The 8,249-nt window shown below is 63.0% G+C and carries 6 protein-coding genes; 1 reads left to right on the top strand and 5 read right to left on the bottom strand.

Features of this window, described 5'->3' with window-relative positions:
* The first annotated feature begins 236 nt into the window (after positions 1 to 236).
* The gene (gene aroF, locus KBC96_10765) at positions 237 to 1,265 is read left to right on the top strand and encodes a 3-deoxy-7-phosphoheptulonate synthase (GenBank protein ID MBP6964875.1); all 1,029 of its coding nucleotides are present in this window, start codon (positions 237 to 239) and stop codon (positions 1,263 to 1,265) included.
* A 329-nt stretch (positions 1,266 to 1,594) separates the two neighbouring features.
* Here the strand turns inward: aroF and KBC96_10760 are convergent, their stop codons facing one another.
* The 5 genes from KBC96_10760 to dnaA all read right to left on the bottom strand — a co-directional run bounded on the left by KBC96_10760 (position 1,595) and on the right by dnaA (position 7,745).
* Complete coding sequence (locus KBC96_10760; GenBank protein ID MBP6964874.1) at positions 1,595 to 2,176, bottom strand: DUF721 domain-containing protein; 582 nt, start codon at positions 2,174 to 2,176, stop codon at positions 1,595 to 1,597.
* A 153-nt stretch (positions 2,177 to 2,329) separates the two neighbouring features.
* Positions 2,330 to 3,151 carry a hypothetical protein gene (locus KBC96_10755; protein ID MBP6964873.1) on the bottom strand — a complete coding sequence of 274 codons (822 nt, stop codon included), beginning with the start codon at positions 3,149 to 3,151 and terminating at the stop codon, positions 2,330 to 2,332.
* 103 nt (positions 3,152 to 3,254) lie between these two features.
* The gene (locus KBC96_10750) at positions 3,255 to 3,965 is read right to left on the bottom strand and encodes a hypothetical protein (protein ID MBP6964872.1); all 711 of its coding nucleotides are present in this window, start codon (positions 3,963 to 3,965) and stop codon (positions 3,255 to 3,257) included.
* Between the two features lie 937 nt (positions 3,966 to 4,902).
* Positions 4,903 to 6,057, bottom strand: coding sequence for a DNA replication/repair protein RecF (gene recF / locus KBC96_10745; GenBank protein ID MBP6964871.1), 1,155 nt, complete (start codon positions 6,055 to 6,057; stop codon positions 4,903 to 4,905).
* Positions 6,058 to 6,356: 299 nt separating this feature from the next.
* Positions 6,357 to 7,745 carry a chromosomal replication initiator protein DnaA gene (dnaA, locus tag KBC96_10740; GenBank protein ID MBP6964870.1) on the bottom strand — a complete coding sequence of 463 codons (1,389 nt, stop codon included), beginning with the start codon at positions 7,743 to 7,745 and terminating at the stop codon, positions 6,357 to 6,359.
* Between the last annotated feature and the right edge of the window lie 504 nt (positions 7,746 to 8,249).

The following is an 8,249-nucleotide window of genomic DNA, read 5'->3' as shown; positions in this document are numbered from 1 at the left end:
GAGAAGCGCGAGTAATATCACCCCCGTTGTTCTTACGGCTTGCACTTCGATGCCCTCCCGGTGCATGGCGAATGTGCGCTGCTACCCTGCTTTGACAAACAGGCGTGCCGATTTGTTCCAATGCATATCTTGCAAGAATCGTGCCAAAACGAGGGTCTGTGATGAAAGACGTGGAAGGTGGAGGGGCGCTTGCGCCCGATGCCTCGACGCGCTAGAATCATCGCAGGAGGCACACCATGATCATCGCAATGAGGGCCGACGCATCGGCCGAAGAGATAAGCCTCGTCATCGAGCGCATCACCTCCCACGGCATGACCGCGCTCAACCTGCCCGGCGGCGACCGGACCGTCATCGGGGTCGCAAGCTCGATCCCCGCGGACCTCAGGGAGCCGCTCACGGACGCGCTCCAGGCGCTGCCCGGGGTGGACCACATCACCCACGTCAGCCGCATCTACAAGCTCGCATCCAGGGAGTTCCACGCGTCGGACACCGTTGTCAATGTGAAGGGTGTGGAGATCGGCGGCAACCGAGTGGCGGTGATGGCGGGCCCGTGCGCCGTCGAGAGCCGGGAGCAGCTCGCGGCGGCGGCTGAGGCGGTCAAGGGCGCGGGCGCGCGAATCCTCCGCGGCGGCGCGTACAAGCCCCGCACCTCGCCCTACGCCTTCCAGGGCCTCGGGGAGGAAGGGCTGAAGCTCCTGAAGGAGATCGGCGCGGCGGTCGGGATGCCGACGATCACGGAAGTCATGGACCAGCACGACGTGGACGTGGTGGCCGAGCACGCGGACATCCTGCAGATAGGCGCGCGCAACATGCAGAACTTCCCGCTCCTGGTGGCGGTCGGGCGCACGAGGCATCCCATCGTGCTCAAGCGCGGGCCGAGCGCGACGATAGACGAGCTGATGCTCTCCGCCGAGTACGTCCTCAACCAGGGCAACCAGAGCGTGATCCTCTGCGAGCGGGGCGTCCATCCGCTCGACCGGACCTACCTGCGGAACACGCTCGACCTCTCCGCCGTGCCGCTCATGAAGTCAATCTCGCACCTGCCGGTGATCGTGGACCCGAGCCACTCGACGGGCGACTGGCGGTTCGTGGCCTCGATGAGCCGGGCGGCGGTGGCGGCGGGAGCGGACGGGCTGCTGATCGAGGTGCACCCGGACCCGAAGGCGGCGCTCTGCGACGGCCAGCAGTCGCTCAAGCCTGAGACCTTCGCGGCGCTGATGGAGAGCCTCGGGGCGGTCGCGCGGGCGGTCGGTCGCAGCGTCTGACCGTTAGGGGCAGGGGACGAGCGGTCGAAGAGCGGGCGTCATGCCGGACTCGATCCGGTATCCATCCGCGTCCGTGGATCCTGAATCGAGTTCAGGATGACGGCCTTGGCGGCACACGGCACAAGAACCGACAGCCCTGAGTGCTCGGAGCGAAGCGGAGAGTGTATCGAAGGGCGCGGGAAGCAGAACCCCCTCGGCCCGGAGGCCGGTCCCCCTTGGTAAGGGGGACAGCGGTTTTAGCTCCCCTCCTTATCAAGGAGGGGGTTGGGGGAGGTTCCGGGAGGCCGTCCTTCGATGCAGGACCGGCGGGTCTGGTCACCCATCACCTATCACTCATCACTCTCCCCCGCCTCCATCCGGCACACCGGGCAGATACCGTCCGGGTCGTTCTGGAGGGTCCCGCAGACCGCGCACTCCGTCCACCCGTGGGCGCGCCTCCACTTCTCGATGCGGATCGCGGTCTCGAGGAGGGTCCTCGTCCCCGCCGGGAGTTCCGGGGCGGACTCCATGTAGGCGTCAAGCTCGGCGCTCTCCTCGTCGGTCAGGCGGACTCCCTCCAGGTCGAACTCCTCCTCGCCGGGGACCGGGGTGGTCTTTCGCGGCCTGGCGACCCTGCCCTGCCTGAGGATGATCTTCTTCACCGCCTTGCCGCCGATCCGGGCGTTCAGCCGGTTGACGATGTCCGCCGTGTGGAAGGTCAGCTCGTTCGCCCAGACGGGGCTCTTCACGTTCACGAAGAGGTTGCCGTACTCGATGAACTCCGGCTGGGCGGCGGCGGCTACCTGGTCGCCCACGACCTCGTCCCAGACCATGAGCGCCCTCTGCTCCATGAGCTTGTCTTCGAGCTTGAGGGACTTGAGCGAGTCGCCGATGAACTGAGCCAGCCCCTCCATGCCCCTGTTTATCCGCATAGGAAATCCACCTCCGATCGGTGAGCGGTTGCCGGACGCGACCCGCTGTCCCCCTTGCCAAGGGGGACCGGCCTCCGGGCCGAGGGGGTTCTGCCGAACAGAAACCGACAGCCCTGAGTGCGACTGTGAATCAGAGGATGCGTCGAACGGTAACTATGCAGGAGGCCTGCAGAGCTTGCAGGGCTTCTTGCCAGCGAATCTGGCTTCCCGATAATGCCCAAAGAACTGCAAGTCAGTCCTCGCCAGGCTGACCCTCGAGCACCCAATGGCGTGGTAGCAATCGCCACTTGGGAACGCGACGAGCCGCATGAGGTTGTCCTGCAAGAAGTCAATGACAAGTATCGTCTTCAACGAGTTGGCCGCTGTTCCGTATTCCAGATCTGCGCCGTGGAGTACAGAATGTCGGTTAAGGGAGAGGATTACCTCATCGCCATGCTCCCACTCGTGTAGCACCTCTTCGATCAGGTACTGCAGCAGCGCACGCTCTATTGAGGTGCTGCTTAGCATTGACTCTGCGTAGCGTTTGAGCTCCCGAAACGGTACACGGCCCTTCTGGTGTCCATGGCGCTCGAGAATCATACCTTCTATGTGGGGAAGCATGGTGGGGATCGAAACCCAGTAGCTACCTGCGATATGGGCTTCGACAGCCTGCCGCAATGCGGGTATTCGTCTCGACAACCACTTCTTCCCTTGCCACCCGGCCACCATAAGACGCAGATGCTTCTCATCGTACTTCTGCTCTAGAAGGTATTCCTCAATCAAGCAGCGGGCTTTGTCCTTATCTTGCGCCTGGTATGTCCGTACTATGTAGCCTGCGTCAGCGACGTCCAGAGCTCCATGTATCGGCCATTTCAGCTCATACATCGCAGACATGGCTTCTCCCAGCAGCCCGAAACCTCTGGCGAAGGCCTCGGAAAGTTGGCGCACCACATCAGAGAACTGCCTCCTCCTGTCACGCCTTCTCTGATCAGCCATAGTCTTACTCCTGTCAGGGCCTAGATCCCCAAGCTCCCCTGCGCACGGTGTCGAGGCAGATGAAGAACCCCTCATATCTTGACCTTACTGGCTCACGATATGGCTAGGTCAGTAGCGAGCGAATGTGGTCTTCGCTCAGAGGCTCCCTATAGTCCACGACGATAAGCTTTACACCGCGAAGTGCGCACAACTGCACCTTCCGCAGGTCTCGTCGCTGGACTTGCTCTAGGGCCTTCCTACCGCCCCAGAACTCCACTGGATGAAAGTGCTGCGCCCCCTGGTATTCAAAGCCGATCTTCAGGCATGGAATGTACACGTCCATCTCCAATCCATCCAGCCAATCAGGTCTGTGATGGAAGAGCACCTCGTGCTCTGAGAACATGCGTTTGACTATATAGAACAACTGGGTTTCGCTAACCCACCCTTCGCCAACCTTCCTGAAGCCGAAATCCTGTCTGGCGATATTCTCTATCTTCTTGGTGAAGGCCCTTCTCATCGACTGTGCTCTGCTGCGTCGGTCGATCATTGCCACCGCATCTTCCGTGCGGACATTCCTCCAGTACGTCGGTTCATCATCAGGAATATCAGCTCGCTTAGGCCCAGAGGCAAGTTCCATCAACTTGTCCAGCTCTCGCCGATACTCCCTCTCAGCTAGAAGTACTTCGTCTATCTCCGTTTGGTATTCCGGCGGACAGGTGTCGCGCAGATAGCGATCTCCCGTAGGCAGAATCCCGAGGCGAAGATACGCCTGCCGGACATACCATCCGTAGAACTGAACAAAGCGCGTCCCATACATTTCATCGCAGTAGCGCAAAGTCGGTGTTGCCACATTACACCGGTGACAGATACCGCTGGCAAAACTGATCGGAAAGGGTCCCTTCGCATCCCATGTGCTTAGCTTGTCGGCAATCACTTTGGGGAAGTAGTGGTTATGTTCATATTCACGACTTGCCTGAAGGACGCGGTCGGGCGCCAGACGATACAGATTCTCAACGGCAGACTGCGTGCAAGCACACAATACCGGTGCAGAGTCTTCGTCCGCAGCGAAGCCGAAGAATGTACCATAAATATGGGGGTAGTATATGACGGGCAGAGGCATTCGTTCTCTGACTGTAGCCCCTAATGAGACTCGTGGCAAGAGACTTCTACTCCGTGGATTATGCTGACGCCGCAATTCGACCCCACCCCCGGTTCCTCTGCGTCAAGTACGCCATGCAACAACGCACCATTCATCCTGGCGATAGTTGTGCAAGAGTGAGAGGGGAGTGCCGCTGGTACACACCGTCTCCAATCCTCGCCTCGTTGAACAGTAGTTCGAGGTGGAGCAGGTCCACCGACTCGTCCGTCACGTGCCCCGGCGCGTTCGTCAGGTTGTCACAATGGCAGAGCGCGTTCCTCGTTAACAGGGATGTTCAGCGGCGGAGGGGCGGTTTCCTGCCGGGTGGGTCGGGATCAGAACCTCCCCCAGCCCCTCCTTGATAAGGAGGGGAGCCGGATGTGCTGTCCCCCTTGCCAAGGGGGACCGGCCTCCGGGCCGAGGGGGTTCTGCTTCCCAGCCGCCCTTCGATACACTCTCCGCTTCGCTCCGAGCACTCAGGGCTGACGGTGTGTGTCGCATGTGGTGCCGGCGTCACCCTGAACGACGTGTCGTCATCCTGAACTCGATTCAGGATCCAGGCCTCCGGATGGATGCTGAGTCAAGCTCAGCATGACGGCGCGGCGGCGGCATCCGGCATGACGGCTCTCACTCCTCACCCATCCCTTACCCCGCCGCCCGCGACCTCGAAAACCGTCCCCGCCTTCACGAGATCCTCCCCAAGGAACCTCAGGCTCGCCGTCGTCGCGAGCGTCTGGCACCGGCCCACCGTCATCTCGAACACGTGCGCGCGCCGCTCCTCGTCGAGGTCGGTCATCACGTCGTCCAGCAATACTATCGGCGGCTCCCCGGCGGCCTCCTCCATCATCTCCAGCTCCGCCAGGCGCAGGCTCAGGGCGGCCGTCCTCTGCTGGCCCTGTGAGCCGTAGGTCCGCACGTCAACGTCGTTCGCCGAGATCAGCATGTCGTCCCTCTGAGGCCCCGCGAGCGTGACCCCCCGCCGAAGTTCCTCCGCGCGCACCTCGGCCAGCCTCTCCGCGAACCGCTCGGATATCTCCGCCTGGGACCGGCCCTCCGTCCGCCCGATGCTCGGCCTGTACTCGATCTCGAGCCGCTCCCCGCCGTCCGTGAGGCGGGCGTGGATGCCCCGGGCGAGGTCCGCCGCCCTCTCGAGGAACGCCAGCCGCCGCTCGATGATCTGCGAGCCGTACAGCACCAACTGCTCGTCGAGCGCGTCGAGGACCCCGTCGCAGACCCTCCTCCGGGAGAGGTCGCGCAGGTGCGTGTTCCGCTGTTCCAGCACCTTCCTGTAGCTTGCGAACAGGTGGCAGTACTGCGGCTGGATCTGGCTGATCTCCAGGTTGAGGAACCTGCGCCTGACCGACGGCTCCCCGGCGGCGATCTCCAGGTCCTGCGGCCCGATGAATAGCGCGTTCGCCTGGCCGAGCAGCTCGGATATCTTCGTGAGGCGGACGGTGTTCACCCGGATCTGCTTCTTCTCGACCCGCCCGATGGAGACGTCTATCTCGATGTCGTTCTGCTCCCGCCGGGCGATCTCGCCCCGAACTCGCGCGCATCCGGACTCCCACCGGATCATCTCCGTGTCCCGGCCGGCGCGCCACGACCGCCCGGTTGCCAGCAGGTAGACCGCCTCCAGAAGGCTCGACTTCCCCTGCGCGTTCTTCCCGGAGAATATGTTCAGGCCCTGCCCGGGACGAAACGCGAGCTCCTCATAGCATCTGAAGTTCTGCAGGCTCAGCGACTCGATGTGCATCTCAGGCGACCAGGGCGTCCTTCCCGGGGAAATCAACGCTCCGGAATCCCGGGACGATAGGGAATTTATATCCGGTGGTAGTTGTAGTACAGGGCTGTGGATTCTGTTGATAACTCGGCATGTCAACCTCTTCCGAAGGGTAGCCCCGGCAACCTTCACGCGAGCAGAGTTGTACACCGCGAATGTTCAAAACTGAGGCTGAAACTGTCAACGAAGGGCGGCCGGCATGTTGATGGAACCGTCGGTTTCCCCGGCGAAAAGTTGTTCACAAAACTATCAACAACACCCACCCTGAGTTATCAACAATCTTTTCCGCGAGAGCGCGGGCCGGCGGCTCAGTACCGTCCGGCGCGCAGTTCCTCCGCGAGCCGGTCCACCCGGTTCCTGAAGTCCCCGTCTTCGTCCAGCAGCTCCTTGACGTGGGCGCAGGCGTGCACCACGGTGGCATGGTTCCTGCCGCCGAACGCCTTTCCGATGCCCTCCAGCGGGAAGGCGGTAAGTTCCCTGCAGAGATACATCGCCGCATGGCGCGGGGTGACGATCTCCTTCTTGCGCGAGGCGCTCGTGAGGTCCTCGACCGCCACGCTGAACGACTCCCCGGTGAGCCGGAGGATCGCGTCTATGCTTATCTGGGAGCACCGCCTCTGCAGAAGGTACCGCTCGACGAGACCCCTGGCGACGGCCTTCGTGAGCCGCTTCCTCATGAGCGAGCCGTGCGCGACCACGGTTATGAGCGCCCCCTCGAGCGCGCGCACGTCCGTCTGGATCAGGGCGGCGATCTCCATGAGCACCTCGTCCGGCACCCGCGCATCCTCGGACTCGGCCTTCTTCTGCAGGATCGCGAGCCGCGTCTCCAGGTCCGGCGGCGCGAGGTCGGCCACCAGCCCGGCCTCGAAACGGGAGCGCAGGCGGTCGTCTATAGGCTTCAGGTCCTTCGGCGGGCTGTCGCTGGTGATCACGATCTGCTTGCCGGTCTGCTGAAGGGTGTTGAACGTGTGGAAGAACTCCTCCTTCGTGCGCTCCTTGCTCACGAGGAACTGAACGTCGTCGAGCAGCCAGTAGTCCACCTTGCGGTGCCTGGTGCGGAAGCTCTCGGACTGGCGGTCGCGCAGGGAGGCGACGAACTGCGACGTGAACGTCTCGCCGGAGAGGTAGGCGACCTCCTTGCCGGAAAGGCGGGTCAGGACGTAGTGCGCGATCGCGTGGAGCAGGTGCGTCTTCCCCAGGCCGGGGCCGCCGTAGATGAAGAGCGGGTTGAACACCTTGCCGGGCTTCTTGGCGACGGCCATGCACGCGGCATGGGCGAACCGGTTGCAGTCGCCGATCACGAAGCTGTCGAAGTCGAGCCTCTCGTTCAGCGGCTCGGACATCGGGCTGACGACGCTCTTCGCGGGGGCCTTGGCGGGTTCTTTCTGGGGCTGGCTCTCGGGCGCCGGCGCCTGCTCGGTGTCCGCCACGAAGGCCGGCTCGACCGGGCCTCCCAGCGCCTCGCTCAGGGCGGCCCTGACGGCGTCCGCGCTCTTGTTGAGGAACGCGACGGCGAGGTCCCCGCGTGCGGCGACGGTCAGCTTGCCGTCCTTCAGGGAGAGGGGCCTTGCGGTGCGGAAGAAGCTCTCGAAGGTGGGCTTGTTGATCTCCGTTTCGAGCTTCACGAGGGCCTTGTCCCAGGCCTGTCTGAAGGCCGCGATGCCGTCTTCGTCGCCCAGATGCAGCTGCTCCGCCAACTCCCTTGCCTCCCGAACACCATTGGTGGGATCCGCCGGCCCGTGTACCCCCGGGCCTGGCCCGCACATTATAGCAAATCCGCCCGGCGGTGGTAAGGGGTCATTTTCGCGGATGCGGGATGGCGGCGCACGCCACAAGAACCGAAAGCCCTGGGCGCTCGGAGCGGAGCGGAGAGTGTATCGAAGGGCGTTCTTGGCGCTCGCCCCCGTCGTCATGCCGGACTCGATCCGGCATCCAGAGTGATGGATCCTGAATCGAGTTCAGGATGACACCCGTCCTACCTCAGACAAAGACCGAAAGCCCTGAGTGCTCGGAGCGGAGCGGAGAGTGTATCGAAGGGCGTTCTTGGCGCTCGCCCCCGTCGTCATGCCGGACCCGATCCGGCATCCAGAGGAATGGATCCTGAATCGAGTTCAGGATGACGGGGCGTTGCGTCCGACAGAAACCGTCAGCCCTGAGTGCTCGGAGCGAAGCGGAGAGTGTATCGAAGGGCGTTCTTGGGG

The organism is Armatimonadota bacterium (assembly GCA_017993055.1).
In the GTDB taxonomy this organism is placed as follows: Bacteria; Armatimonadota; UBA5829; order DTJY01; family DTJY01; genus JAGONM01.
The sequence above is the reverse complement of the archived record's forward strand: the minus strand, read 5'-3'. Positions and strand labels throughout refer to the sequence as shown.